The organism is Microbacterium californiense (genome assembly GCF_047246625.1).
Lineage (GTDB): Bacteria > Actinomycetota > Actinomycetes > Actinomycetales > Microbacteriaceae > Microbacterium.
The window spans coordinates 433817-459446 of sequence record NZ_JBFOKQ010000001.1; the positions used below are offsets into that span (position 1 = coordinate 433817).

General features: G+C 71.1%; 20 protein-coding genes. 5 read left to right on the plus strand and 15 right to left on the minus strand.

Features of this window, described 5'->3' with window-relative positions; all coding sequences use genetic code 11:
* Nucleotides 1-58 precede the first annotated feature (58 nt).
* The 7 genes from rbfA to AB3M82_RS02190 all read right to left on the minus strand — a co-directional run bounded on the left by rbfA (nucleotide 59) and on the right by AB3M82_RS02190 (nucleotide 8530).
* Nucleotides 59-496, minus strand: a complete 438-nt coding sequence (rbfA, locus tag AB3M82_RS02160) for a 30S ribosome-binding factor RbfA (protein WP_412955342.1) — start codon at nucleotides 494-496, stop codon at nucleotides 59-61.
* A 94-nt stretch (nucleotides 497-590) separates the two neighbouring features.
* Complete coding sequence (gene infB, locus AB3M82_RS02165; protein ID WP_412955343.1) at nucleotides 591-3329, minus strand: translation initiation factor IF-2; 2739 nt, start codon at nucleotides 3327-3329, stop codon at nucleotides 591-593.
* Nucleotides 3330-3388: 59 nt separating this feature from the next.
* Nucleotides 3389-3661, minus strand: coding sequence for a YlxR family protein (locus tag AB3M82_RS02170; RefSeq protein WP_412955344.1), 273 nt, complete (start codon nucleotides 3659-3661; stop codon nucleotides 3389-3391).
* 59 nt (nucleotides 3662-3720) lie between these two features.
* Entirely contained in the window at nucleotides 3721-4704 is a 984-nt protein-coding gene (nusA, locus tag AB3M82_RS02175) for a transcription termination factor NusA (RefSeq protein WP_412955345.1), read from the minus strand.
* Between the two features lie 113 nt (nucleotides 4705-4817).
* Entirely contained in the window at nucleotides 4818-5858 is a 1041-nt protein-coding gene (locus AB3M82_RS02180) for an LOG family protein (protein WP_412955346.1), read from the minus strand.
* A gap of 100 nt (nucleotides 5859-5958) precedes the next feature.
* Nucleotides 5959-7716: a proline--tRNA ligase gene (locus AB3M82_RS02185; protein WP_412955347.1), complete on the minus strand. Its 1758-nt coding sequence runs from the start codon at nucleotides 7714-7716 to the stop codon at nucleotides 5959-5961.
* A gap of 40 nt (nucleotides 7717-7756) precedes the next feature.
* Entirely contained in the window at nucleotides 7757-8530 is a 774-nt protein-coding gene (locus tag AB3M82_RS02190) for an isocitrate lyase/PEP mutase family protein (protein ID WP_412955348.1), read from the minus strand.
* A 61-nt stretch (nucleotides 8531-8591) separates the two neighbouring features.
* Here AB3M82_RS02190 and AB3M82_RS02195 point away from each other — a divergent pair, with 61 nt between their 5' ends.
* A complete protein-coding gene (locus AB3M82_RS02195) occupies nucleotides 8592-10058 on the plus strand; it encodes an RNB domain-containing ribonuclease (RefSeq protein ID WP_412955349.1) in 1467 nt (488 codons plus the stop codon).
* Here AB3M82_RS02195 and AB3M82_RS02200 read toward each other — a convergent pair.
* Both AB3M82_RS02200 and ispG read right to left on the minus strand, forming a co-directional pair.
* Nucleotides 10027-10890, minus strand: coding sequence for an alanyl-tRNA editing protein (locus AB3M82_RS02200; protein WP_412955350.1), 864 nt, complete (start codon nucleotides 10888-10890; stop codon nucleotides 10027-10029). The two genes, AB3M82_RS02195 and AB3M82_RS02200, sit on opposite strands and share 32 nt — an antisense overlap.
* 11 nt (nucleotides 10891-10901) lie before the next feature.
* Nucleotides 10902-12053: a flavodoxin-dependent (E)-4-hydroxy-3-methylbut-2-enyl-diphosphate synthase gene (gene ispG / locus AB3M82_RS02205; RefSeq protein ID WP_412955351.1), complete on the minus strand. Its 1152-nt coding sequence runs from the start codon at nucleotides 12051-12053 to the stop codon at nucleotides 10902-10904.
* Between the two features lie 226 nt (nucleotides 12054-12279).
* Here ispG and AB3M82_RS02210 point away from each other — a divergent pair, with 226 nt between their 5' ends.
* On the plus strand, nucleotides 12280-14163 hold the full coding sequence (locus AB3M82_RS02210; protein WP_412955352.1) for an anthranilate synthase family protein: 1884 nt from the start codon (nucleotides 12280-12282) through the stop codon (nucleotides 14161-14163).
* A 16-nt stretch (nucleotides 14164-14179) separates the two neighbouring features.
* Here the strand turns inward: AB3M82_RS02210 and AB3M82_RS02215 are convergent, their stop codons facing one another.
* On the minus strand, nucleotides 14180-15493 hold the full coding sequence (locus AB3M82_RS02215) for a M50 family metallopeptidase (RefSeq protein WP_412955353.1): 1314 nt from the start codon (nucleotides 15491-15493) through the stop codon (nucleotides 14180-14182).
* Nucleotides 15494-15619: 126 nt separating this feature from the next.
* Between AB3M82_RS02215 and AB3M82_RS02220 the strand changes: the two genes are divergently transcribed.
* Complete coding sequence (locus AB3M82_RS02220) at nucleotides 15620-17233, plus strand: Mur ligase family protein (RefSeq protein ID WP_412955354.1); 1614 nt, start codon at nucleotides 15620-15622, stop codon at nucleotides 17231-17233.
* A gap of 7 nt (nucleotides 17234-17240) precedes the next feature.
* On the opposite strand, the gene dxr is transcribed toward AB3M82_RS02220, so the two are convergent.
* Both dxr and AB3M82_RS02230 read right to left on the minus strand, forming a co-directional pair.
* Nucleotides 17241-18320, minus strand: coding sequence for a 1-deoxy-D-xylulose-5-phosphate reductoisomerase (dxr, locus tag AB3M82_RS02225; RefSeq protein ID WP_412955355.1), 1080 nt, complete (start codon nucleotides 18318-18320; stop codon nucleotides 17241-17243).
* Between the two features lie 34 nt (nucleotides 18321-18354).
* Nucleotides 18355-19305 (minus strand): FKBP-type peptidyl-prolyl cis-trans isomerase, encoded by a 951-nt coding sequence (locus tag AB3M82_RS02230; RefSeq protein WP_412955356.1) that lies wholly within the window; start codon nucleotides 19303-19305, stop codon nucleotides 18355-18357.
* 123 nt (nucleotides 19306-19428) lie between these two features.
* On the opposite strand from AB3M82_RS02230, the gene AB3M82_RS02235 reads away from it, so the two are divergent.
* Nucleotides 19429-20217 (plus strand): lysophospholipid acyltransferase family protein, encoded by a 789-nt coding sequence (locus AB3M82_RS02235; protein WP_412955357.1) that lies wholly within the window; start codon nucleotides 19429-19431, stop codon nucleotides 20215-20217.
* A 39-nt stretch (nucleotides 20218-20256) separates the two neighbouring features.
* Here AB3M82_RS02235 and AB3M82_RS02240 read toward each other — a convergent pair whose 3' ends face one another.
* On the minus strand, nucleotides 20257-20751 hold the full coding sequence (locus tag AB3M82_RS02240; RefSeq protein ID WP_412955358.1) for an OsmC family protein: 495 nt from the start codon (nucleotides 20749-20751) through the stop codon (nucleotides 20257-20259).
* An 82-nt stretch (nucleotides 20752-20833) separates the two neighbouring features.
* Between AB3M82_RS02240 and AB3M82_RS02245 the strand changes: the two genes are divergently transcribed.
* On the plus strand, nucleotides 20834-21829 hold the full coding sequence (locus tag AB3M82_RS02245; protein WP_412955359.1) for an asparaginase: 996 nt from the start codon (nucleotides 20834-20836) through the stop codon (nucleotides 21827-21829).
* A 26-nt stretch (nucleotides 21830-21855) separates the two neighbouring features.
* On the opposite strand, the gene AB3M82_RS02250 is transcribed toward AB3M82_RS02245, so the two are convergent.
* Together AB3M82_RS02250 and AB3M82_RS02255 are read right to left on the minus strand one after the other, a co-directional pair.
* Nucleotides 21856-24750 carry an FtsK/SpoIIIE domain-containing protein gene (locus AB3M82_RS02250; protein WP_412955360.1) on the minus strand — a complete coding sequence of 965 codons (2895 nt, stop codon included), beginning with the start codon at nucleotides 24748-24750 and terminating at the stop codon, nucleotides 21856-21858.
* Between the two features lie 59 nt (nucleotides 24751-24809).
* Nucleotides 24810-25610 carry a PP2C family protein-serine/threonine phosphatase gene (locus AB3M82_RS02255; protein ID WP_412955361.1) on the minus strand — a complete coding sequence of 267 codons (801 nt, stop codon included), beginning with the start codon at nucleotides 25608-25610 and terminating at the stop codon, nucleotides 24810-24812.
* Nucleotides 25611-25630 lie beyond the last annotated feature (20 nt).

Here is a 25630-nt window from a genome sequence, read left to right on the forward strand (position 1 = left end):
CTCGCGATATATCAAGCGTGTCGCCTTAGGGGCGACGGGGCCGATCGGTCGAGGGCGGCTACGGCCGCTCGTCCTCCGCATCATCGGCACGGACGTACGGGTCGGACTCGCCCGCGTGCGATGCCGACGACGCCAGCTTCGCCACCTCCGCGTCCCGCTCCTGCGCCTGGCGCAGAAGAGCGGTGATGTGGTCGGCGTTCTCGGGGAGTGCATCCGGGATGAACTCGAGCGTCGGGACCAGGCGGGTGCTCAGCTGACGCCCCACCTCGCTCCGCAGCATCCCCGTGGCCGAGGCGAGAGCCGCTCCGCTCGAGACCCGCTCCTCCTCCGACCCCAGCACCGTGTAGAACACAGAGGCGTGCTGGAGGTCGCCGCTCACCCGCACATCGGTGATGGTCACGAACCCGAGCCGCGGGTCGCGCAGCCCCTTCTCGAGGCGCTCGGCGAGGATCACACGGATCCGGTCGGCGAGGCGTGCCTGTCGTTCTCCAGCCATTGCTGCTCCTCCTTGTACCAGTGGTCGAACCACGAGAAGAGCGGATGCCCCGCCCCGATGATGGGACGGGGCATCCACTCGTCGAGCCTACGACTCAGCCGCGGGGCTTCTCGACCATCTCGGTCGTCTCGATCTCGTCGCCGATCTGGATGTCGTTGTACTTGCCGAGGCCGATACCCGCCTCGTAGTCCGTGCGCACCTCGGTGACGTCGTCCTTGAAGCGGCGCAGCGACTCGATGGCGAGACCATCGGCGATGACCACGCCGTCGCGGATGACGCGGGCCTTCGCGTTCCGGGTGATGGTTCCCGACCGCACGATGACACCGGCGATGTTGCCGAACTTCGAGGAGCGGAACACCTCGCGGATCTCCGCGACGCCCGACTGGACCTCTTCGTACTCCGGCTTGAGCATTCCCTTGAGGGAGTTCTCGATCTCGTCGATCGCGTTGTAGATGACCGAGTAGAACCGGATGTCCACGCCTTCGCGGGAGGCGCGCTCGCGCGCCTTCGTGTCGGGCCGGACGTTGAAGCCCACGATGATCGCGTTGTCGATCGTCGCGAGGTTGACGTCGGACTCGGTGATCGCACCCACACCGCGGTGGATGATCCGCAGCTGCACCGAGTCGTCGACCTCGATCTTGAGCAGCGACTCCTCGAGCGCCTCGACGGCACCCGAGACGTCGCCCTTGATGATGAGGTTGAGCGACTCGACCTTGCCCTCTTCGAGCGCACGGGTGAAGTCCTCGAGCGAGATGCGCTTGCGGGCCTTGGCCAGCTGCGCGTTGCGCTCGACCGCTTCACGCTTCTCGGCGATCTGACGGGCCGTGCGGTCCTCCTCGGTGACGATGAAGACGTCGCCGGCACGGGGCACGGAGTTGAGACCCTGGACCTGCACGGGGCGGGACGGGAAGGCCTCGAGGACCTGCTCGCCGTTCTCGTCGGCCATCGCGCGGACGCGGCCATAGGCCGTTCCCGCGACGATCGCGTCTCCGACCCGGAGCGTTCCGGACTGGATGAGCACGGTCGCGACCGAACCGCGGCCCTTGTCGAGCTTCGCCTCGATGGCGACGCCGCGAGCGGCCTTGTTCGGGTTTGCCGTGAGGTCCAGACCCGCGTCGGCCGTGAGCAGCACCGCGTCCAGGAGCTCCTGGATGCCGGTGTTGGCTCGAGCCGACACGTCGACGAACATGACGTCGCCGCCGTACTCCTCGGCCACCAGACCGTACTCGGTCAGCTGCTGACGGACCTTGGCCGGGTTGGCCTCGGGCTTGTCGACCTTGTTCACCGCGACCACGATCGGCACGTTCGCCGCCTGGGCGTGGTTCAGCGCCTCCACCGTCTGCGGCATGATGCCGTCGTCGGCGGCGACCACGAGGATCGCGAGGTCGGTGACCTGGGCTCCTCGGGCACGCATGGCCGTGAAGGCCTCGTGACCCGGGGTGTCGATGAACGTGATGGCACGCTCGATGCCCTCGTGCTCGGTCCACACCTGGTAGGCGCCGATGTGCTGCGTGATGCCGCCGGCCTCACCCGCGATGACGTTCGTCTGGCGGATGGCGTCGAGCAGTCGGGTCTTACCGTGATCGACGTGACCCATGACGGTGACGACGGGAGGACGGATCTCGAGATCGTCCTCGCTCTCGGCTTCGAGCTCCTGCTCGAGATTCAGACCGAAGCCCTCCAGGAGCTCCTTGTCCTCGTCCTCGGGCGAGACCATCTGGATCTTGTAGCCCAGCTCCTCGCCGAGGACCTCGAAGGTCGCCTCGTCGAGCGACTCGGTCGCCGTGGCCATCTCGCCCAGGTTGAACAGGATGGTCACGAGCGTGCCGGGCTGCACCGTGTAGCCGGTCAGCGTCTCGATCTTGTCGGCGAAGTCCGCGATGGACGCGCCGCGGCGCATGCGGATGATCTCCCCGTTGCCACGGGTGACGTTGACGCCGCCGACGACCGGGGCGCTCCGCATCTCGAATTCCTGCCGCTTCGCCCGCCGCGACTTGCGCTGCTTGCTCTTGCCGCCGCCCTTGCCGAACGCGCCCGCGGTACCGCCGCCGGGGCCGCGGCCACGGCCGCCTCCTCCGCCGGGACGACCCGCGAAGCCGCCGCCGGGACGCGCACCTGCACCGGGACCACCGCCGGCGCCGCCGGGACGACCCGGACCGCCGGGACGCTGCTGGAACGGTGCGCCCGGACGACCGCCCTGGCCTCCACGGGGGGCGCCGGGACGAGGAGAGCCGGGACGCGGGGCGCCGGGACGCGGGGCACCCGGACGGGGCGCCTGGGGACGCGGGATGTTGCCCGGCGTCGGACGCTGGCCCATGCCCTGCGCCGAGGCGAAGGGGTTGTTGCCCGGACGCGGGCCGGTGGGACGCTGTCCCATGCCCTGCGCCGAGGAGAACGGGTTGTTGCCCGGGCGCGGGGCCCCGGGCTTGGGCGCCGTGGAGTCGCCGGGCTTCGGCGCGGCGGACTCACCGGCCGCCGGAGCAGCCGAGGGCGCTGCCGGAGCAGCGGGCGCGGACGGCCCCGGAGCGGACGGCACGGCCTCAGCCTTCGGCGCAGCCTCGGGTGCCGGCTTCGGGCCGGGGCGAGGACCGGGGGTGGGCGCGGCCTTTCCGGACGGCTTCGCCGGGGCGGCCTTCGCGGGAGCGGCTTCGCCCGCAGACTTCAGCGAGCCATCGGCCTCGATCGCGGCGCGCAGCTTGCGCGCGACCGGGGGTTCGATGGTCGAGGACGGGCTCTTGACGAACTCGCCCAGTTCTTTCAGCTTCGCAAGTGCGATCTTGCTGTCGACGCCGAGTTCGGCGGCGATCTCGTGCACGCGTGGTTTACCAGCCACAATTCTCCTGTCTGGGTCGGTCTGCCCAGACAGGGCAGACCATTAGTCGCGGACGGGTCTCATTTCGAGCCGTTCACTTTGTTTCCATAGCCGTTCAGCCGTTTCTCGATGGTCTGCGTGTCCACAGCAGTCGACACGCGGAGTGCTCGTCCGAAGGCACGGCGCCGCAGAGCGGCCTCCATGCACTCCTGCGTCGGGTGGAGCCACGCGCCTCTCCCCGGCAGGACCGCGCGCTCATCCACGATGAGGACGCCGTTCTGGGACACCACTCTGAGGAGAGCGGAGCGAGGAGCACGCATGCGACAGCCGACGCACGTTCGTACGGGTTCCATCTTACACCTGCGTTCCCTTGCGGGCCGTACGCGACGCGAGCCGCGCCGGTCCTTCGCGCTCAGTCCAGGACGCTGTCGGGCTGGATGTCGATCTTCGCGCCGGTGAGCTTGGCCGCCAGCCGGGCGTTCTGCCCCTCCTTGCCGATCGCCAGCGAGAGCTGGTAGTCGGGGACGAGCGCGCGGACGGCCTTCGTGCTGGCGTCGAGGATGAAGGAGCTCGTCACCTTCGCCGGCGACAGCGCGTTGGCCACGAACGCCGCGAGCTCCGGGTTGTGGTCGACGATGTCGATCTTCTCGCCGGAGAGCTCCTCGGTGACGGCGCGGACGCGGCGCCCGAGCTCGCCGATGCAGGCGCCCTTGGCGTTGATCGACGGATCGTTCGCCTTGACGGCGATCTTCGTCCGGTGCCCGGCCTCACGCGCCAGCGACACGATCTCGACCAGTCCGGCGGCGATCTCCGGCACCTCGAGGGCGAAGAGCTTGCGCACCAGACCAGGGTGCGTGCGCGAGACGGTGATCTGCGGCCCCTTCAGGCCCTTGGCGACGCTGGTCACGTAGACGCGCAGGCGGGAGCCGTGCGAGTACTCCTCGCCCGGCACCTGCTCCTCTGGCGGCAGGATGGCCTCGACCGAGCCGAGGTCCACGTGGATCATCCGCGGGTTCGGACCCTGCTGGATGACGCCGGCGACGATGTCGCCCTCCTTGCCGCGGAATTCGCCGAGCACGGCGTCGTCCGCGATGTCGCGAAGTCGCTGGCTGATGACCTGCTTCGCGGCGAAGGCGGCGATGCGCCCGAAGTCGCTCGGGGTCGCATCCTCCTCGCCGATGACGGCGCCTTCCTCGTCCTTCACGGCCTGGAGCACGGCGACGTGCCCGGTCTTGCGGTCGAGATCGACGCGGACGCCGTCGGGCATGTCGCCCTCGGCCGAGACGTGCTTGGAGTACGCGGTCAGGATCGCCTGCTCGATGATCGCGACGAGCTCGTCGAAGGGGATGCCCTTCTCCTTCTCGATCCCACGCAGCAGACTCAGTTCGATGTCCATGACGGCTCCCTATTCAGCTCTCGTCGCGCGGAATCTCGAGGCGCGACATCCGTACAACGATACCGCCTGCCCGTCGGAGGGCGCCACGCGGCCCGACCGCGGGCGCGCCACGGTCAGTCGTCGGAGGCGGACGGCAGGTCGTTGATCGCCGCGATGATGCGGAACAGGTCACCCACATGGCGCTGATCGAGATGCAGGGCGAGCCGGGGCAGCTCCACGACGTCGTCGTCCGCGACCTCGACCGCGCGCGGATCGGTCCGCTCGATGGACCCGGCGGAGAGGAGCACGGAGAACTGCTCGTCGAGTGCGGCGAGCTCCGCGTCCGTCGGCGCGGTGCGCAGCCGCAGGATCAGCGTGTCCCCGACCCATCGCAGGGAGTGGTAGTTGCGCCAGAACCGGGTGATCTCCGCGCACGCCGCCTCGACGGAGTCGGTCACGAGGACCCGGTCGAAGTCGCCCTCCGAGATGACGCCGGCCGGCGACAGGTGCTCGTCGATGAACCGCTGGAGCCCGCGCCAGAACGTGCCGTCCGTCTCGTCGAGGAGCACGATCGGCATGGGCTCCGCCTTGCCGGTCTGCTGCAGGGTGAGCAGCTCGAACATCTCGTCGAGCGTCCCGAATCCGCCGGGCAGGCAGATGAAGCCCTGTGACTCCTTCATGAGCATGAGCTTGCGCGTGAAGAAGTACTTCATCGCCACGACGTGGTCCTGACCGGCGATCAGTCCGTTGGGCTTCTCCTCGAAGGGCAGCCGGATCGAGACGCCGAGCGACAGCTCGGGTCCCGCGCCGTCCGCGGCGGCCTGCATGATCCCCGGGCCGGCGCCGGTGACCACCATCCACCCGTCCTCGGCGAGGGCCGCGGCCACGTCCCTGGCCTGGACGTACAGCGGATCGTCGGTGCGGGTGCGGGCCGAGCCGAACACCGTCACCTTCGGCACCCCGTGGTAGGGCGCGAAGAGGCGGAACGCGTCGCGCATCTCCGAGAGCGCGGCCGAGGCGATCTTCAGGTCGAGGCGGCTCGTCCCGTCCTCGCCGAGCAGGATCGCCGTGCGCAGCATCCGCATCACCAGGCGGCGGTCGGCGTTCACTCCGGCGTCGTCGAGCACGGCGTTGATCTCGGCGCTGAGAGCCTCGGGCAGGGGTTCGTCGATCATGCGTCCAGCGTGCCACGCGCAGCTCGCTCTGACACCGGCGCAACGCCGGATGCGGAACGCCGCGCCCTCCCCGGGGAGGACGCGGCGTCACAGCTGCAGGTCAGCGGCGGACCAGGCGCTCGACCGCCTCGGCCGCCGAGACGGTGTCGCGCTCCCCCGTGCTGCGGTCCCACAGCTCGACCTGTCCCTCGGCGGCTCCACGCCCCACGATGACGATCTTCGGGATGCCGACCAGCTCGGCATCGCCGAACTTCACGCCGGGCGAGACCTTCGGCCGGTCGTCGTACAGCACGTCGAAGCCGGAGGCCTCCAGCTGCGCGGCGATGTCCTCGGCGACCTCGAACGCGACCTGGTCTCGTCCGGCGGCGACGACCTGCACGTCGAACGGTGCGACGGACGCGGGCCAGATCAGGCCCCTGTCGTCGTTGTTCAGCTCGGCGATAATCGCCAGGATCCGGGTGACGCCGATGCCGTACGAGCCCATCGTGACCGTCACCAGCTTGCCGTTCTCGTCGAGTACCTTGAGGCCGAGCGCCTCGGCGTACTTGCGGCCGAGCTGGAAGACGTGGCCGATCTCCATGCCGCGCGCGAGCTCGACGGGACCCGAGCCGTCCGGTGCCGGATCCCCGGCGCGCACGTTCGCGATCTCGACGATGCCGTCCCAGGCGAAGTCGCGACCGGCGACGACGGAGTGCGCGTGCTTCTGGTCGATGTTCGCCCCGGTGATCCAGCTCGTCCCCTCGCTGACGCGCGGGTCGACGAGATAGCGGATGCCGGTGGCGGACTCCTCGCCGAGGATCGCCCCCGTGTCGGACCACGGACCGATGTACCCCTTGACCAGCAGGGGGTTCGCGGCGAAGTCCTCGGCCGTCGCGGTCTCGACCTCGGCGGGGGCGAACGCCACCTCGGCGCGCTTGGGGTCGACGTCGCGATCGCCGGGGAGTCCCACCACGACCAGCTCGCGCGTGCCGTCGAGGTGGGTCAGGGCGAGCACCACGTTCTTCAGCGTGTCTGCCGCCGCGTACTCGCCCTCGAGCGTGGCGTTGCAATGCGCGACGAGCGTCTCGATCGTCGGCGTGTCGGGCGAGTCGAACACGACGGGAGACGCGTCGGCGTCGAACGCGACGGGCTCCGGAATCGCGGTCGTGAACGCCTCGACGTTGGCGGCGTACCCTCCGGCGCTGCGCACGAAGGTGTCTTCCCCGACCGGGGTCGGGTGCAAGAACTCCTCGCTGCGGGAGCCGCCCATCGCCCCGGCATCCGCTTGAACGATCACGTATTCGAGCCCGAGGCGCTGGAAGATGCGCTCGTAGGCGTCGCGCTGCGCCTGGTAGCTCGCGTCGAGGCCCGCATCGGACGAGTCGAAGGAATAGGCGTCCTTCATGGTGAACTCGCGTCCGCGGAGCAGGCCGGCACGCGGTCGGGCCTCGTCACGGTACTTGTCCTGGATCTGGTAGATCGTCAGGGGAAGGTCCTTGTACGACGAGTAGAGGTCCTTCACGAGGAGCGTGAACGCCTCCTCGTGCGTCGGCGCGAGCAGGTAGTCGCCGCCCTTACGGTCCTGGAGCCGGAAGAGCAGGTCGCCGTACTCCTCCCAGCGTCCCGTCGCCTCGTAGGGCTCACGCGGCATGAGCGCCGGGAAGTGCACCTCCTGCGCGCCGGCCGCGGACATCTCCTCGCGGACGATCGTCTCGATCCGGGACTTGACCCGGAGACCGAGCGGCAGCCAGGCGAAGATCCCCGCCGCCTGCGGGCGGATGTATCCGGCGCGGATCAGCAGCCGGTGGCTGGCGACCTCGGCGCCCGCCGGGTCTTCACGGAGCGTGCGGAGGAAGAAGTTCGAGAGACGAGTGACCACGCGGCAAGTCTACTGACCCGCGGTCGTCCGCCCTCGCGCATCAGTTGAGGGCCGGCAGGCCCGAGGGGACGACCCCGCCCTCGTAGAGGCTGGAGGCGAGCTCCTGCAGCGCCGTCAGTGCCACCCGCTGAGGAAGCGGGCCGTAGGAGATGCGCGCGACGCCCAGCTTCTCGTACGCCGAGGCGGCGAGCGCGCCGGGCAGTCCGATCACGCTGACCTTCCGCTCGCCGATCCCCTCCACCAGCCGACGGGTGACGTTCGCATCGAGGATGCCGGGCACGAAGACCGAAGTGGCGCCGGCGTCGAGATAGGCGCGCCCGCGCTGGATCGCATCGGCGATGCTCTGCTCGATCGGACGCGAGCCCGCGCGCACGAACGCGTCGGTGCGGGCGTTGAGCGCGAACGGGACGCCCTCCGCCTCGGCGGCGCGAACGATCGCCGCGACGGCCGCGGCCGAGTCGTCGAGGGGCTGGAGCCGGTCCTCGACGTTGGCGCCCACGACGCCGGCGGCGATGGCGAGGCGCGTAGTCTCCCCGGCGTCGCCGTACCCGTCGTCGAGGTCCGCCGTGACGGGGACCGCCACGGACGCGGCGATGCGTCCGACCATGTCGATCATGAGATCGCGCGGCGTCGCACCGTCGTCGTAGCCGAACGACGCGGCGATGCCGTGGCCGGCGGTCGCGATCGCCTTCGTCTCCGGCAGCGCGGCGACGGCGCGGGCGGAGACCACGTCCCACACGTTCACGACGCGGAGGATCTCCGGGGCGTCGTACAGGTCGACGAGGGTCTGGGCCTTGGCTGCAGCAGTGGTCATGGCTCCACGCTAACGCCATCCGTGCGGCGGCGGGTCGGCGAGGTCCGCCTAGGGTGGGTGCATGCCGCAGCGCCGTTCGCATGTCGCCCCTTCCGCCGCCGACTCCGAGCTCGCCCGGGCGCTCGCCGCCCTCCGGGAGACCGTGGACGCTCCGAGGGAGTTCTCCGCCGAGGCCCGGGCGGAGGCGGAGGCCGCCGAGGGGGTGCCGACCGGACGGGACCTGCGCGACGTCCCCTTCGCCACCCTGGATCCGGTCGGGTCCCGAGACCTCGACCAGGCCTTCCACCTCGAGCGCCGCGGATCCGGGTACACGGTGCGGTACGCGATCGCGGACGTCCCCGGTTTCGTGAAGCCGGGCGGGGCGGTGGATGCCGAGGCGCGGCGTCGGGGCCAGACCCTGTACGCCGCTGACGGGTCGATCCCGTTGCATCCGCGTGCGCTGAGCGAGGACCGGGCCTCGCTGCTCGCCGGTGTGGATCGACCGGCCCTGGTGTGGACCTTCGACCTGGACGACGCCGGCGAGGTGGTGCACCGGGCACTGGAGCGCGCCGTGATCCGGTCGCGCGCCCAGCTGGACTACGGGAGCACGCAGCGGTCGCTGGACGCCGGCGAGGACGGCCCGGCGGCGCTGCTGCCCGAGATCGGCGCGCTGCTGCTCGATCAGGAGCGTCGGCGCGGGGGCGCCAGCCTCAACCTGCCGGATGAGGAGGTGGTCCGCACGCCCGACGGCGGATACTCGATCGAGCGGCGCCGTCCCCTTCCCGTCGAGGAGTGGAACGCGCAGCTCTCCCTCCTCACCGGGATGGCCGCGGCCGATCTCATGCGGGAGGCGGGCGTCGGCATCCTCCGCACGATGCCGGAACCGGATCCCGCGGCGTTCGCCTCGTTCCGGCTCCAGACTCGGGCTCTCGGCCGCCCCTGGACGAGCGGCGGGTACGGCGAGTACCTGCGGCTCCTCGACCGCGACGATCCCCTCACTCTCCCGATCCTCTCGGCCGCGTCGGCACTGTTCCGCGGGGCGGGATACGTCGCCTTCGACGGGGCCGCGCCCGACGAGGTGGTCCAGGCCGCGATCGGCGCCCCCTACGCGCATGCCACCGCTCCCCTGCGGCGGCTGGTCGATCGCTGGGTCCTCGCGATCTGCCTCGCCGTCTCGGAGGGCCGCTCCGTGCCGACATGGGTGCGCGAGTCGCTGGGCGATCTGCCCGGGCTCATGCAGGAGTCGGCCCAGCGCGCGTCGCGGCTGAACGCGGCGACGGTCAACATCGTCGAAGCCGCGCTGCTCGCTCCCCTGGTCGGCACCGAGTTGGAGGCGACGGTCATCGAGCGGCGGGAGGATCGCGCGACCGTGCAGATCGCCGACCCGGCGGTGACGGCATCCGCCTCGGTGGGCGGGGGCGCCGTCCCCGGCGACGTCGTCCGTGTGACGGTCGTCCGCGCCGACATCGCCCGCGGCGAGGTCGAGCTGTCCGCCGCCGACGTCGCGCCCGAGGGCGTCAGTGCGCAGGAATCGCCGTCGTCGTCATGATGAGCAGCTGCGGATCGCCGAGGTCGAGAGAGACCGTGATCGCAGCGAAGGCGGCGAGGGAGTCGACATGGGTGCCGCCGCAGAGGATGACCGCCTCGCCTTCGGGCAGCGCGCAGTGCCAGCGGCGACGATCGATGATCGTGCCGCCCTCGGTCTCGATGCGGCTGGCCGCCGCGGACTCGACCCACCGGCGCAGCTGGGCGTTGATGCTCGCCTCGCGCTCGGCGAGCGTCGCCGCGAACGCCTCGGTGTCGAAGCCCGCCCGGCGCAGGCTCTTGCCAAGCCGGTACTCGTCGACGCTGCCGTCCTCCGTGATCCGACTGCTCTGATTCGCCCGCCCCTCGAAGTCCGGAGAGCCGAGGGCGTCGGGCCCCGGGTCCTTCCGCCAGAGGTCGGCGAGCGCCAGGTCCAGCGCCAGCGACGCGAGGTGGCACGCGGTGTGCCCGCGGCTCAGCCCCGCCCGGCGGTCCTCGTCGACGAGCAGCCGGACGTGGCTGCCCTCGGTGAGCGCGTCCGGCGCAGCCCCGTCGAGCCGGTGCGCGACCAGCCAGGTCCATCCCTCCGAGCCGCGTCGGACGGGGATCTCGGAGCCCACGGCGAACTCCCCCTCGGCGCCGGATGCCGCCATCAGCGCCTCGGTGACGACGACCTCGTCCTCGCCCGCTCGCAGGACGCCGGAATCCCCGGGCTGGTCGGGCCAGGTGTGGTCGACCGGATGGAAGGGCGTCGATTCGACGACCACGACATCGCCCTCGGGCGACGGGACGACACGGGTGACGACGCTCTCCGCCTGGACGGCGCCGTCGGCGAAGGTGACGAGGGTGTGCGGCATGGGCGGGCCGGTCAGACCGTGAGGACCTGAGCGGTTCCGAGCGGCGCCTCGGGTCCCATCTCGGCGGCGATGCGGTTGGCCTCCTCGATGAGGGTGGCGACGATCTCTGCCTCGGGCACGGTCTTGATGACCTCGCCCTTGACGAAGATCTGGCCCTTGCCGTTGCCGGAGGCCACGCCGAGGTCGGCGTCGCGCGCCTCTCCCGGGCCGTTCACCACGCAGCCCATGACGGCCACGCGCAGCGGCACCGTCATGTCCTTGAGGCCCTCCGTGACGTCCTCCGCGAGGGTGTAGACGTCGACCTGCGCCCGGCCGCACGACGGGCACGAGACGATCTCGAGCTTGCGCTCGCGTAGGTTGAGCGACTGCAGGATCTGGTGGCCCACCTTGACCTCCTCGGCGGGAGGGGCCGACAGCGAGACGCGGATCGTGTCGCCGATCCCCTCGCCGAGCAGGATGCCGAACGCCGTCGCGCTCTTGATCGTGCCCTGGAAGGCGGGGCCGGCTTCGGTCACGCCGAGGTGCAGGGGCCAGTCGCCGCGCTCGGCGAGCTGCCGGTACGCCTTGACCATGACGATCGGGTCGTTGTGCTTGACCGAGATCTTGAAGTCGTGGAAGTCGTGCTCCTCGAACAGCGACGCCTCCCAGACCGCGCTCTCGACGAGGGCCTCGGGCGTCGCCTTGCCGTACTTCTCGAGCAGGCGGCGGTCGAGCGACCCGGCGTTGACGCCGATGCGCAGCGACACTCCAGCGTCCTGCGCGGCCTTGGCGATCGCACCCACCTGGTCGTCGAACTTGCGGATGTTGCCGGGGTTGACCCGTACGGCGGCGCAGCCGGCGTCGATCGCCTGGAAGACGTACTTCGGCTGGAAGTGGATGTCGGCGATCACCGGGATCTGGCTCTTCTTGGCGATGATGTGCAGCACGTCCGCGTCGTCCTGCGACGGCACGGCCACGCGCACGATCTCGCATCCCGAGGCGGTGAGCTCGGCGATCTGCTGGAGGGTGCCGTTGATGTCGGTCGTCTTCGTCGTGGTCATGGACTGGACGCTGATGGGGGCGTCGCCGCCCACGAGCACCTTGCCGACTCTGATCTGGCGGGACTTGCGACGCGGGGCGAGGACTTCGGGGATCTTGGGCATCCCAAGGTTCACTGCTGGCACACCCTCAGCCTACGCCGCCCGGATGCACGCGGGCTGGATGCGGGCACCCGCACGGCGTGCGGTCGCCCGGAACCGCCTCCGACGGTGTGGTAGTTTCGCCCCATGCTCGCGAACCAGACCTGGTGGCCCGCCTCCTAGGCGGTGTGTTCGCGATCCCACGAATCCAGACCGCCTCCGGGGCGGTCTTTTCGTTGCGCCGAGCCGGAGCCCTGCACAGGAGACATCGATGACCCTCTCACGACTCGCCGAGCTCGCCGCCGACCCGACCGCCTCGTTCGTCCTCATCGCCCGCGACGGCGCCGAGAGCGTCGAGCTGCTCACGGGTGAGGTCGTCGACGTCGACCTTCTCGCGGACATCCCGCTCGAGTCCGGTGGGATCCCCCGCGAGGTCTTCGCCCTCGTCCCCTATCGTCAGGTGCGGGAGCGCGGCTTCGTCGCGCAGGACGACGGGGCGCCCCTCCGCTGCCTCGTCGTGGAGGAGCACCTCCGTCTCCCGGCACACGAGGTGCTGGCCGCCCTGCCCTCCGAGGACGTCGCGCTCCACGACCAGGGATTCGACATCGACGACGAGGAGTACGCCGCGATCGTCGAGAAGGTGATCGCCGACGAGATCGGGCGCGGCGAGGGGGCGAACTTCGTGATCCGGCGCGACTTCGCGGCGCGCATCGACGGTGATGAGCGCACCGCGGCCCTGACCTGGTTCCGCGCCCTGCTGACGCACGAGCGGGGCGCGTACTGGACGTTCGCGGTCGTCACCCCCGGCCACATCGCCGTCGGCGCGAGCCCCGAGGCGCACGTGGTCGCACGTCAGGGCGTCGTCACGATGAACCCGATCTCGGGCACGTTCCGTCATCCCGCCGGCGGATCGACCAAGGACACCCTCGTCGAGTTCCTGTCCTCCACCAAGGAGACGGAGGAGCTGTTCATGGTCGTCGACGAGGAGCTCAAGATGATGAGCGCCGTCTGCTCGGACGGAGGCCGGATCACCGGCCCCCACCTCAAGGAGATGTCGCGCCTCACGCACACCGAGTACATGCTCCGCGGCGAGAGCCGGTTGGACCCGCGCGACATCCTCCGCGAGACGATGTTCGCCCCGACGGTCACCGGGTCGCCGATGCAGAACGCGTGCGCCGTGATCCGCCGGCACGAGCGGCAGCCCCGCGGCTACTACTCCGGCGTGGCCGCGCTCTTCACGCCCGACGGCGCGGGCGGCCACGACCTCGACGCCCCCATCCTCATCCGCACGGTGTACCTCGCCGACCACGAGCTGCGGGTCCCGGTCGGCGCGACCCTGGTCCGCCACTCCGACCCGCGGGGCGAGGTCAGCGAGACCCACGGCAAGGCCGCCGGAGTCCTCGGCGCGATCGGCGCGATCGACCGCGACACGGTTGCCGAGGCGCGCACCGATCCCGACGCCCCGGGCGAGACGCGATCCCTGGCCGCCGACCCGGAGGTCGCCGCCCTGCTCTCATCGAGGAACGCCCGGCTCGCGGAGTTCTGGCTCAACCCGCAGGAGGACGATCACGACGGCCCCTTCGCCGGGCGCACCGCCACGGTCGTCGATGCCGAGGACCGCTTCACGACGATGCTCGCCCACCAGCTGCGCCACCTCGGCCTCGCGGTCAACATCGTCGCCTGGAGCGAGGTCGGGGATGCCGATGTCGTATCGGCCGATCTGGTGGTCGCGGGTCCCGGTCCGGGCGACCCCCGCGATGCGGCGAGCCCGCGCGTCGCACGCATGCGGGAGGTCGTCTCCCTCCGCCTGGACGCCGGCACGCCCCTGCTCGCCGTCTGCCTGAGTCATCAGATCCTCGCAAACCGGTTCGGGATCGATCTGGAGCCGCTCGCGGCACCGCACCAGGGACTCCAGAAGTCGGTGCCGGTGTTCGGCGAGGACGCCTCGATCGGGTTCTACAACACTTTCACCGCGCGCGTGGCACCGGGCACGCGCACGGTCGGCGCCGCGGAGGTCTCGGCCGATGCGCGCACCGGCGACGTCTACGCCCTGCGCGGGAAGCGCTTCGCGTCGGTGCAGGGACACCTGGAGTCGATCCTGTCCCGTGACGGCATCCGCACGCTGGAGCGCCTCGTCGCCCACGCGCTGAGCTGAGCGTCGCGTCGTCCTGCTACTGCAGGATGTTCACCGGATTGACGAGGTCCGCGAGCAGCAGCAGGGCGCCCATCGCGATGAGCAGCGTGGCCACGACCACGGTCAACGGCACCAGCCTCGTCGCGTCCACGGGGGCGGGCGGCGGGCGGCGGAAGAGACGCGCCCACCCTCGCTTGATCCCCTCCCAGAGGGCGACGACGACGTGCCCTCCGTCGAGGGGCAGCAGCGGGATCAGGTTGAACACGAACAGGGCGATGTTGAGCGAGCCGAGGAGGTTCAGCAGCACGGCGAAGCGGTTCAGCACCGGCGCCTCGGTGGCGGCGACCTCGCCCGCGATGCGGCCGACCCCGACGACGCTGAGCGGGCCGTTCGGGTCGCGCTCGGTTCCGGTCACGAGCGAGACGCCGACGTCCCACAGACGCACGGGCAGCGTGGCAATCAGCGAGGCGACCCGGCCGACGTTCTCGACGGCCATGCTCGGCCCCACCGAGAGCGGCTGCGGCACGAAGCCCATCTGCGCCCCCATGCCGACGTAGCCGACCTCCTTGACGATCGGAGAGCCGTCGTCGTCCAGCAGCGGCTGTCCGCTCGCATCCGTGAGCGTGCGCTTCGCTGCGACCGGGGTGATCTCGAGCGGCCGCTCCGCGCCATCCCGGCGCACCACCACCTCGAGCGTCTCGCCGGGAGCCGCCTGCACGATCGCGGTGGCCTCGGCGAAGGTCGACACGGGCGTGCCGTCGATCGACACGAGCACGTCGTCCGGGCGGATGCCGGCCTCCGCGGCAGGCGACGGCGGGTCGTCCGCCGCGCACTCCGTCTGCGTCGACGACGCGGGCAGCACGCACTCGGTCACCGAGGCGATCGTGGTGGTCCCCTGCTGGAGGCCGATCCCCGATGCGAGAACGGTGAAGATCAGCAGTGCGAGGACCAGGTTCATGAACGGGCCGCCGAGCATGACGATGACGCGCTTACAGACCGGGAGGCGGTAGAAGACCCGGTCCTCCTCCCCCGCGGCGATGGTCTCGTCGTTCGCCGCCCTGGCGTCCTGCACCAGGGCGCGGAAGATCCCCTTCGCCGGGCTGGACGTCTTCGATGCGGGGTACATCCCCGACATGGAGATGAATCCGCCCACCGGCAGCAGCTTGAATCCGTACTCGGTCTCGCCGATCCGACGCGACCACAGGCGCGGGCCGAACCCGATCATGTACTGGCCGACGCGCACGCCGAAGAGCTTGGCGGGCAGGAGGTGGCCGATCTCGTGCAGTCCGATCGAGAGCCCGAGGCCGATCAGCATGAAGAGGATGCCACCCGCATAGAGCAGGAATTCCACCAGGCAAAGGTACTGCCTGCAGTCTAGGAATCCGCCTCGGACCGTCGTCCACCGGCGGCGCGCCCGCGGCACGCCCGCGCTCGGGGGTTTCGGGCGCCCCCGTGAGATCATGGAAGCGACATGTCGATGGAACAACCAAGCCTGCCTCCCGTGCTCCGCCCCGCGAACCCGCCCCGGCGTGAGCTGTCCGAACTCGCTTCCCGTTTCGCCCGAGAGGTGCGCGGCGACATCGCCGGCGTCTCCCTCAGCGGGATCACGCTCGCCACGGCCGACCTCCGCCCCGGCGAGGCGTTCGTCGCCATCCAGGGCGTGAACCGGCATGGCGCCGACTTCGCGGCGGCCGCTGCGTCGCAGGGCGCCGTCGCGGTCATCACCGACGACGCCGGAGCCCGGATCGCAGCGGACGCGGGGCTGCCGATCCTCGTGGTCGAGGACCCGCGGGGCGTCCTGGGCGATCTCAGCGCCTGGGTGTACGGGACGGGGGCGGACGACCCGCTCCCCCTCCTCTTCGCCACGACCGGCACGAACGGCAAGACCAGCGTGTCGCACCTGCTCGAGGGCATCCTCGACCAGATCGGCGTGGTGACCGGCCTGTCCTCGACCGCGGAACGGCACATCGCCGGCGAGGTCATCGTCTCCCGCCTCACCACGCCCGAGGCCTCGGAGATGCACGCGCTCCTGGCGCTGATGCGCGAGCGCGAGGTCGAGGCCGTCGCGGTGGAGGTCAGTGCGCAGGCCCTCTCGCGGCATCGCGTCGACGGCATCCGCTTCGACGTCGCGGGGTTCACCAACCTGAGCCACGATCACCTCGACGACTACGCCGACATGGAGGAGTACTTCGAGGCGAAGCTGCCGCTCTTCCGCCCGGACCGCGCCGATCGCGCCGTGGTCTGTCTCGACTCCGCCGCGGGCGCTGTCGTCGTGGAGCGTGCCGAGATCCCCGTCGTCACGGTCGCCACGCCCCTCATCGCCGCCGACCCCGATGCTGCCGAGAGGGCGGACTGGGTGGTCCGGATCGACGACGAACGCGCCTCCGGCACGACCTTCACCCTGACCGGCCCGGCCGGTTCGCTCACCACGACGGTGCCCGTCATCGGCCCGCACATGGCGGCGAACGCCGCCCTGGCGATCGTCATGATGCTGGAGGGCGGCTACGCGTGGGAGCGCATCGTCGACGCGCTGGAGCGCGACGGCGGCATCCGGGCGTACCTCCCCGGGCGCACGCAGCTGGTCTCGGGCGATCGCGGCCCGGCCGTCTTCGTCGATTTCGGCCACTCCCCCGACGCGTTCGAGAAGACCCTCGCCGGCGTCCGCCGCGTGACGCCCGGCCGCGTGCTGATGCTCTTCGGCGCCGACGGCGACCGCGATGCGAGCAAGCGCTTCGACATGGCTCGTACCGCGGTCCAGGGCAGCGACGTCCTCGTCGTCACGGATCACCACCCCCGATTCGAGGATCCCGATTCGATCCGCGCGACGCTCGTCGAGGGTGCGCGCACGGCGCGTCCGGATGCCGAGATCCACGAGTACTCCCCGCCGGAGCGCGCGATCGTCGAGGCCGTCGCGCTCGTCGGCGACGGCGATGCCATCCTCTGGGCCGGCCCGGGCCACCAGGACTACCGCGACATCCGCGGCGTGCGCACGCCCTACTCCGCACGCGAGCTGGCACGGCGAGCCCTGCGCGCGGCCGGCTGGCCCGTGCCCGAGCCCCGGTGGCCCGTCCCGTATCCCGACGAGGACTGACGCCGGATCAGGAGGCGATGAGCCGGTCCGCCGTTGCACGCGCCCAGCGCTCGGCGGCGGCGAGGGACTCGATGGTGAGCGTCGACGGCGGCTCGTGCGCGTCCACGACGCGATCGATCGTCTCGACAATGCCGAGGAACGGCAGACGACCCTCGTGGAACGCGTCGACGGCCTGCTCGTTGGCGGCGTTGAACACGGCGGGGAAGGTCGCACCGGCCCGGCCGACGGCCTTCGCCAGGGACACCGAAGGGAACGCCTCGTCGTCGAGGGGTTCGAAGGTCCACGACGACGCGCGGGTCCAGTCCAGCGGTCGCCCGACGCCGCCCACGCGGTGCGGCCAGTCCAGCCCCAGGGAGATCGGCAGGCGCATGTCGGGGGGCGACGCCTGCGCGATGGTCGAGCCGTCGACGAACTCGACCATGGAGTGCACGATCGACTGCGGATGCACCACCACCTCGATGTCGTCGTACGCGACGTCGAAGAGGAGATGGGCTTCGATCACCTCGAGCCCCTTGTTGACGAGGGTCGCGGAGTTGGTCGTCACGACCCGGCCCATGTCCCAGGTCGGGTGGGCGAGAGCCTGAGCAGGAGTGACCTCGGTCAGCTCGTCGCGACGGCGTCCGCGGAACGGGCCGCCGGATGCCGTGACCACCAGCCGACGCACCTCGCCGTGCTCGCCGCTGCGCAGAGCCTGCGCTATCGCGGAGTGCTCGGAATCGACGGGCACGATCTGTCCGGGCGCCGCGGCTGCGAGGACGAGCTCGCCTCCGACGATGAGGGATTCCTTGTTCGCGAGGGCGAGGGTGCGTCCCGCCGTCAACGCCGCCAGGGTCGAACCGAGACCGATCGACCCCGTGATGGCGTTGAGGACCACGTCGGCGTCGACGTCGCGGACCAGCTGCTCGGCCTCCGCGGCGCCGAGCGCGGTGTCTTCCACGCCGAACTCGGCCGCCTGCGCCCGCAGCGCCTCGACGTTGGACCCGGCGGCGAGGCCGACGAGTTCGAAGCGCCGCGGATTCGCCCGGATGACCTCGAGCGCCTGCGTGCCGATGGAACCGGTGGAGCCGAGGACGACGATGCGCTGCATCACGCCAGCCTAGGACACCCGGGAAGCGGCTCGACTACTGCTGGACCGGCGAGGTCGCGAGGATGTCGACCACGAACACCAGGCTCTCGTTCTGGAGCTCGTGCCCTTCGCTCGCCCCGTATCCGTCCGCCGGCGGCATCACGACGACCACCTGGGAGCCGACCTGCTGACCCTCCAGCGCCTTGCGGAAACCGGTCACGACACCCGTGGTCTGGAACTGCGCGGGCGTCGCGTCGCGGCTCCAGCTGGAGTCGAACTCCGAGCCGTCGGACCACTTGACGCCGAGGTACTGCACCACGACGAGGTCGCCCGCGCCGACGGTCGCCCCGTCGCCCTGTTTCAGCACGGCCACCTGCGTCTCCGCCGGCGCGTCCCCCTCGGGGATGGTCACCGTCGGTGCTCCCTCGTCGTCCAGCGACACCGTCGGCATGCCGGGCGTCGGGTCGACGGCCGCGCCCGTGGCGACCTCCGGAAGCTGCTCGATGGCCTCGGCGTACACGACCACATTGTTCGCGCCTTCGCCCAGGACGCTGCCCGGAAGCGCCAGGGCGACCTGGCTGCCCACGGGCTCGCACTCGAGGGCGGCGACGAACAGGGAGGAGTTGGTGGTGTCCAGCAGCATCGGCAGCACGCCGCCCTCGCCGCGGGCGGAGGAGTCGAGGACCTCGCCGGACGCCGCGTCGATGATCTGGTACTGCACCGACACGAGATCGCCCACGCCGATCTCCTCGCCGTCGCCCTCGGCCACGATGGTGCGCTCGACCCCCGCGAAGGCCGCGTCGGCGGGCACGGAGACGGTGGCGTCGACGCCCTCGCCCTCGACGGTCACCGCGTCGGAGGTCTCGCCCGGCTGCGCGTCCAGGGCGCACGAGCTGGAGGGCGTCGGAGTGCTCGACGCATCCGGCTCGGAGGTCCCGGAGCATCCGGCGAGAAGCAGGGTCGCTGCCGCGACGGTGGACAGAAGGACAAGCGGGCGGGTGCGCACAGTGAGACCTCGAGATCGCGGGACGGACACTCCATACTCCCCCATCCCCCTTTGCCCGCGCTGGGAAGCGGCCGTGTCTGCTTCATTCCGAGGAAGGCATGCGCCCCGGAGTAGCCTGCACAGATGACCTCTGAGCCGTCCGTGGACCCGGAAGATGCGCCCGCCGAGACCGCTGAGACGGCGAAGCCGCGACATGCGGGGTTCGCCTATGCGCTGGGCCGCAGCATCATCAGCCCCCTGGCCCGGACGATCTACCGCCCTCGGGTCGAAGGCCGGGAGAACGTCCCTCGCTCCGGAGCGGTGATCTTCGCGAGCAACCATCTGTCGTTCATCGACTCGATCGCGATTCCGGTCGCCGCGCCCCGCCCCGTCCACTTCCTGGCCAAGGCCAGCTACTTCGAGGGCCCGGGATTCAGCGGTTGGCTGAGCAAGACCTTCTTCGAGTCGATCGGCGCGATCCCGGTGCAGCGAGGAGCGGGCCAGGCGGCGCTGGACGCCCTCGACCTCCAGCGCCAGCTGCTCGACGAAGGGCTGGCCGTCGCGCTGTACCCGGAGGGCACGCGGTCCACCGACGGTCGGCTCTACAAGGGACGGACGGGGGTCGCGTTCCTCGCTCTCCAGACCGGCGCGCCCGTGGTCCCGGTGGGACTCATCGGCACCGATCGCGTGATGCCGGTGGGCGCGAAGATGCCGACGCTCAAGGAACGCGTGACCGTGCGCTTCGGCACGCCGCTCGATCTCTCGCCGCACGGCCCCGCGTCCAGCGGACGCGCGCGGCGCCTGGCGACGGACGAGATCATGGCCGCCATCCACGGCCTGTCCGGGCAGGAGCTGGCGGGAGCCTACAACGAGGCTCCCGCCCAGGGAGCGATCGAGAAGATCAGGCAGGCCCTCCCGCACGAGCGTCGCTGACCGGGCGTCCATCGCCGCGATGGAGAGTCGTCGCGCTCGTCATGCGTCGGCGGTGACCGTGGCCTCGTGACGCACCGGGAAGTTCATCGACCTCGCGATGAAGCACCAGTCGTGCGCCTGCTGGTGGGCGCGCTCGGCCGCCTCGATCATGGAGGCCTCGGCCACGACGACCTCCGGCCGCAGCAGAACGTCGACGAACGCTCCGCCCCCGGCACCGTCCTCCTTCATGACGCCGGTCGCGCGGTCGCGGTACGACACGACGACCACCCCGGCGGTGACGCAGGCGTGCAGGTACGACAGCAGATGGCACTCCGACAGTGACGCGAGCAGCAGGTCCTCGGGGTTCCAGCGCGTCGGATCCCCGCGGAACGGCTTGTCGGCGGAGGCGAGCAGCTCGGGTTTGCCCTCGACCGCGATAGTCACGTCGCGTCGGTACTCGCGGTACCCGCTCGTCCCGGTTCCGGTGTTGCCGGTCCACTGGGCGGTGAGGGCGTAACGGTGCTCCCCCAGGGGGATCGCGGAGTTCTCGGCCATGGGTCCAGTCTGCCAGCCGACCGCTCATCCGGATCGCTGCTCCGGGTGGGCCGCGTCCGGGGTGCGGCGATAGTCTTGTCGGATGCTCGAGACTCTCACCGTTCAGGATTCCGTCGAACTCGCCGTCGTGGAACGGAGCGGGTTCATCGAGTCGCGTCACGCCGGCGCTGCGGTGGTCCTGTCGCCGGAGGGCGAGGTCGTCGCTCGTTACGGCAACGCCGACGCCCTGATCCTGCCGCGCTCGAGCATGAAGCCCCTGCAGGCGGTCGCCTGCGTCACGGCGGGCGCCGCCCTGGAAGGGGCCGAACTGGCGATGTCGACCGCGAGCCACTCGGGCACCGACCGTCATGCCGCGACCGTGCGGGACGTGCTGGCCGCGGGAGAGCTGACGGAGGACGCGCTCGGGTGCCCGCCCGCATGGCCCGGGGACACGGCGACCCGCGACGAGATGGTCCGCGAGCACGGCGAGCCCGCGCGCGTGCGCATGAACTGCTCCGGCAAGCACGCCGCCATGCTCCGCGCGTGCGTCGCGACCGGATGGCCGACGGAGGGCTACCTCGACGCGGGCCACCCGCTCCAGGTCCACATCCGCGACGTGATCGAGCGGCTGACCGGCGAGAAGATCGCCCACACCGCCATCGACGGATGCGGTGCCCCGGTGTACGCGATGACTCTCACGGGACTCGCCCGCGCGATCCACCGCATCGGCACCGCATCGGACCGCTCCCCCTTCGCCCTGCATCGCGTGGCGGGCTCGCTGGTCAAGGCGGTGCGCGAGAATCCTTGGACCATCGAGGGTCCGGGGCGCCCGGACACGGTGGCGATCGAGACCCTCGGAGTCTTCGCGAAGGGCGGAGCCGAGGGCGTCATGGTGATGGTCGCCCCGGACGGCACGACAGTGGCGCTGAAGATGCTCGACGGATCGGCACGCGCGACCACGATCGTCGCGGCCACCCTGCTCGCCCGGGCCGGTGGGCTGACCGCCGCGCACATCTCGACCCTCACCGAGGCTCTTTCCCTGTCGGTGCTGGGCGGCGGCGAGCCGGTCGGGTCGATCCGCCCCGGAAGCGGCCTCTGAGCGCGGACTTCTGCGCAACCCGCGCCTCACTGACCCTGCACGCGCCGTTCTCGTCGTGACGACGCCGTCGCCGATCGCGACACGGTCGTCGCGGGCCGGGAGCCGGCATCACTCGGCCCGCCATCGCTCGGCCCGGCGTCGCTCCGCCCGAGACCGGGCTGCGGGACGGCTCGCTGCACCGCCCACGGCAGCACGACCCGGAGCGGCTGCTCGCCGCCCCGGACGAGCCACGCTCGTCCCTCATGCGGACGGCAGTAGGGGGCGACCTCGCGGATCCCCGTCAGCTGACGCAGGTCTCCGGGGCGCTCGGCCCGGACCAGCAGATCGCCCTCTGCTCTCACGCGTTGCCCGAGCGACCACTCGCGCTGCCAGGACTCGGCATCGCCCACCAGCACGACAGGACCGGAGCTCTGCGCACCCTGCGCCGCCGCGGAACCGGTCGACGCCGCCACGATCCGGACATCGCACTGCGGATGGGCTGCGCGCAGCCGCTCCGTCATGGCCGCCGGCGCCGGAGTCACCAGCCCGGACAGCGCGGAGGTCGGCGCCCATTCCGGAACGGCAGGGTCGCCCGTCGCGGAGCCTCGCGGATCCGTCCAGGCGATCTGCACCTCGCTCTCCCCCACCCGCGCCCTCCCCGGCGGACGGTGCGGGTCGAAGCCGGACGTCTCCCCGCCCGCGGCGAGGTGCTCGACGCGAGACCCAGTCCGAAGCAGCGCACGCGTCGGCAGGAACTCGAGCAGGCGTCCCGCCGGCCCCGAGGGTCGAGACGCACTGATCGCGAAGGTCGTCCCCGGATTCGACCGGAGGATCCTCTCCCAGTGCTGCACCAGCTGCTGGGCGTACTCGGCCGGAAGCTCGGCGAGGCGCGCGTCGATGTCGTCGCAGACCACGAGCCGGGACGGCGGGGCGCCTCCGGCCGCGAGCTCCGTCACGGCGTCCCACATCGCCTCGGGATCCGTCGGTATGCGCGTCGCATCCGGTATCTGCTCCTCCAGCACCCGCAGGGCGGTCGTCTTCCCCGATCCTGCCGCGCCGATGACCGCGATCCCGCGATCCTGACCGATCCGCACGCGGAAGGCCGGCTGCGCCTGCGCCGCCGGATCGTCGGCGCGTCCCCAGAGGGCTTCCCCCTCTCCCGTTCCTCCCTCGGCCGCCTGCAGCTCGGTCAGGGGCAGCAGTTCGGCGAGGGGAGGAAGCCACGGACTTCGGGGCGGGGCGGCGTCCGCCCAGCGTGCGGCGACCCCGGCCAGATCCTTCGCGCCCGTCCGGGCGATGCGCAGCGCGCGGGGCTGCTGATCCTGCGGTCGACGGACCATCGCGAGGCCGCGGCCGTCCGCTCCCCCGGGCAGTTCGGCGGCGGCGGTCGTGCCGATCATCACCCGGCTGTCAGCCGCGTCGGCGACGCGCAGGCTCAGCCGCAGCGGACAATTCGCCGCCAGGGCATCGCGGATCACGCCCGACGCTCGCTGCGTACCCAGCACGAGATGCATCCCGAGGGCTCGGCCTCGGGCGGCGATGTCGGTGAAGACGGCGCCGAGGTCCGGATGCTCATGGAGGAGCGCCGCGAACTCGTCGACGACGATCACGAGACGCGGCATGTCGGCGTCGCGGATGTCGCGCACTCCGGCCGCCGCCAGTCGGCCCTCCCGGCGCCGCAGTTCGGCAGTGAGACTCGAGACGCCGCGACGGGCGCCGTGCTCGTCCAGATCGGTGACCACCGCCACGACGTGGGGCAACTGACGCAGCGGCTCGAACGCCGTCCCGCCCTTGAAGTCGGCGAGCACGAAGTTCACACGATCCGGACCGTGGACGCTCGCGATGGCCGTCACCCAGGTCACGAGCAGCTCGCTCTTCCCGGTGCCCGTGGTGCCGGTGACGATGGCGTGGGGACCGTCCTCGACGAGGTCGATCACGACGTCCTCGTCGAGCGCCCTGCCGATGGCGGCCGGCAGACCGCTCGGAGACGGATGCTGGTCGAGATCGGGGAACGCCAGTGTGGTCGGCAGGGACGCGCCTCCACCGCCTGTTTCGAGGCGATGTCGGGCGACGGCCTGGAGCTGATCTCGTGACAGGCATTCGACTGCGAGCTCCGACGACCCCTCGGGAGTCCGGAGTGTCGCCCGTCGCGGATCCTCGAGATCGATTACCGTCGTGATGCCGTCCGGAACCTCTCCCTCGCTGTCGACGACCCAGATCAGGCAGTCCGCCGCGGGCCGACGATCACCGGCGGCGCCGACCCCCACACGCATCCCGCTGTGACCTCCGGACGCATGGGGCAGTTCCGCGAAGCCGTGCTCCTCGAGGCTCTCGCCAACCAACACGAGCTGGGCGGGGGCGAACCGGAGGCACAGCTGGATCACGAGGGCACGAGCGCCGGCGTCCGCCAGGCGTCGCGGTCCGCGCAGGCAGATGCCCGTACCGAGGGGCACACGCACGGGAGCATCCGCGATCACCCTGCTCCGCTCCTGGAAGCTCCGCGCCCGCTCGCCCTCGCCTCCCGTGCTGCGGACGACGCTCACGCCGTCGCCCGCGCCCACGGTCACCAGGGTGTTCACGTCGGCGGGAGCACCGCGCAACGGAGACTCGAGAAGCGCTGACGCCGCGTCGGGGTGCCGGGAGCGGAGCCGCTGGAGCTCCTCGCCGTGCAGCCGCGCCAGTTCGGACTCGGCGCGGGACCAGCCCTCCTCCGCCTCGTCCGCGTTCCGGCGCCGCTCCCGACGACGACCCCGGGCGGCATCGGCGAGCGATGCCAGCATCATGAGCGGCCCGAGCGCCGCGAAACAGAGGGCGAACAGGGATCCGGTGATCGCCCACAGCACGAATCCGGAGACAACGGGCATGGCCGCCGCGAGGAGGGGAAGGCTCGGACGCCGCGTCGGAGGCGGCACGGTGGGAAGAACGATGGGCAGCGGGTCCATGCCCACCATTGGACATCAGGGGCGCGGGCCCACCCCCGCCCCTCACAGGCTCGAAGCCCTCAGGCCCCGGATCCGTCGTCGGTGGAGGACGAGTCGATCTCCGAGACCTGGACGATGATGAGCGTCACGTTGTCGCGACCGCCGTTCTCTAGCGCCGCCGCGAGCATCGCGTCGACGGCAGGCCCCGGTTCCGGGTTCTCGCGGAGGAAGTGCTGGATGCCGTAGTCCGTGAGCTCTTTGGTCAGCCCGTCGGAGCAGATCACGAACCGGTCGCCGGGCCGGATGTCGATCGTGAGGTAATCGGGCGGTGTGAGTTCGCTCGCGCCGACCGCGCGGGTGATGACGTTGCTGTACGGGTGTCCCTCGGCCTCTTCCGGGCTCAGCTTGCCGGCGGCGATCAGCTCCTGAACCACCGAGTGGTCGGTGGTCACCTGCAGCAGGCGGTCATCGCGCAGCAGGTACACGCGCGAGTCGCCGATGTTCAGCGACACCCAGTGCGGTTCGCCCTCCTGGAACTCGAGGAAAACGCCCGTGAGCGTCGTGCCCGTGCCCTCGTCGGTCGTCTCCGGGTGGTCGGCGATGTCCGCCACGGCCAGTTCGAGGGCCTTTTCGATGGCCTCGCGACCCACGCCGCCGTCGGCGACCACGGCCTGCAGGCGCTGCACCGTGCTCTGGCTGGCGATCTCTCCCCCGGCATGACCGCCCATGCCGTCGGCGACGATGAAGAGCGGATAGTCCGCGAGGAAAGCGTCCTGGTTGGTGTCACGGCGCCGACCCTGATCCGTCGTCCCCGCCCAGGACACGAGCATGCGTCGCTGCCCGACGGTGACGCTGTGCGTCGTCGTTGTCGTCTCAGCCACCTGATGCCTCCGAGGGACCT